The sequence below is a fragment of the Kitasatospora sp. NPDC056446 genome (assembly GCF_042796115.1).
Taxonomy (GTDB): Bacteria; Actinomycetota; Actinomycetes; order Streptomycetales; family Streptomycetaceae; genus Kitasatospora.
On the sequence record NZ_JBHTRF010000093.1, the window covers coordinates 1 to 1971 of the forward strand.

General features: G+C 71.5%; 1 pseudogene. It reads right to left on the reverse strand.

The window, feature by feature from the left end:
* Positions 1-844 precede the first annotated feature (844 nt).
* A pseudogene (locus tag ACFQ6N_RS35375) lies at positions 845-1971 on the reverse strand (hypothetical protein); the annotation flags it as partial.

Consider the following 1971-nt stretch of genomic DNA (forward strand, 5'->3'; position numbering starts at 1 on the left):
CGCTTCATCGCCCGCGAGGTCTACAAGCACATCGCCAACCCAAGCATCACACCCACACCACTCCCTCAGACCGCTTGACGATCTATAGGAGCTTCATCCAGCCGGGTTGCGGGCGCCTCACGGGACAAAACACCTAACGCGCCCGCCACCCCTCTCCTGGGAGGGAGCTCCGCGATGCCGCCGGCGGGACCAGCGGCCTCCGCCTGGTCGGTGCCGGTGGCCCTCCCACCAGTGGGGCCAGCGGGGGCACGGGCGGCCGTAGCGGCGGGCCCGGCCTGCCTGCCCTATCCCTACCCGTCACGCCCCCGCCGGTGTGGGGCAAGGAGGTGTCGGCCTTGATGACGCCAGTGGCGGGACCGGAGGCATCGGTGGCCACGGCGGCGCCTTCGACCCCAACCCCGGGAGCCAGGACAGCGAGAACGGGGCACCCGGATCGGCACCCGACCTCAGCAGCCACGATGACGGCCCCTGCTACGTCCTGATCACCTGGCAGCAGCGGCAGCCGACGACCCGGTGCCCCGGCACGGCGAGGGCGCCGACCACCGCCAGGAGACGGTCGGTGCCCTCGGGCGGGGAACCGGTCCCACCGGCGGCGTGTCAGGACGAGGAGCACCGCACCACCGGCCGCGCGGGCCGATCCGGATCCGTACCGCGCAGCGCGAGGGCCGCGGCGCGGGTGCGCTCCAACCGGCCCGCGACCCGGCGCAGCGTGGCGGGGTCGAGGGTGCGGGTGAGGTCGCGGAGGGCCTGGTGGTCGTCGTCGGTCAGCGTGTGGAGGCAGGCGGGGGCCAGGGCGGTGTAGAGCGGCCGGGCGGCGGGCCCGGTCAGGGAACGGTGCGCGCACTCAGACGTACAGGTAGCGGTCCACCAGGCGCAGCAGTGCCTGGGTGTTCAGGAGCGCGGCGAAGGCGAACTCGGTGCGGTAGGTGTGGGTGGATGCCTTGTGCGCGCTCAGGTGCCGGTTGAAGGTGTGCTGGCGGTCGGGGCCGCTGAACACGTTCTTCATCGCGGTGACCAGGAGGTAGGCCGACAGCCTCCGTAGCCGGGAGTTGCCGGTGCAGACATCGAGGACCCCGGTGATCACCTTGTGGCTGCCGGTGTTCGGGCTGGTCGGGAACGTCCCCTGGGGGAAGTAGCTGCGCAGCCAGTCGTTGCCGTGGGCGCGCATGAGGGTGTCCAGCACGTTGCCCAGCAGGGCCTGCGCCGGTGCGTCGTGGCCGTCGCGGATGCAGGCAACGGCCTGGAGGGTGAGCGTCCGCAGGTCGAGCAGGTCGGGGTGGTCGACCTCTTCCAGGCTGGCTTCGACGTCCTCGACCACCTCCAGGCGGTGGTTGGCCAGGTACTGCCGCCGGCCCGCCGAGTGGGGCAGGGCAAGAAGCGCGTCGACGATCTCCGCACGCGGTGCCCAGGCCAGACAGGTGCCGTCCTTCGCGGTGACGCGCAGCAGCCACATCCACCGCTTGGCGTCGAGGCCGGTCAGGTTGTCCGGCAGCCATTCCTTGAACAGGTCGCGGAAGCCGGCGAACCCGGTGAACAGGTCCTTGGTGAGGGTGCGGCTGATCTCCTCGGCGATCCGGCTCAACGGCGAGGCGTACGAGGTCGCGAGATCGTTCTGGACCAGCCGCGCCGAGTTGCCGAGAAGGCCGGCCCGCACCTGGTCGGCCACCCCGGAGATCCGCAGCGCGTCCTTCACCACAGAGTTCTGACCGGCGGTGACCGTGGCTACTGCCTCCTGCAAGCCCCTGGACAGTGCCGACGGACCGGTGAAGAAGTCGGTCAGGGCAGGGCCCGGGAGCACCAGTTGCGTGCCGAGGCCGGAGGCGGCGAGGTTGTTCTGGACCAGCCGCGCCGAGTTGCCGAGAAAGCCGGCCCGCACCTGGTCGGCTACGCCGGAGATCCGCAGCGCCTCCTTCACCACAGAGTTCTGACCGGCGGTGACCGTGGCTACTGGGGGGGCCGCGCGGGCGCGGC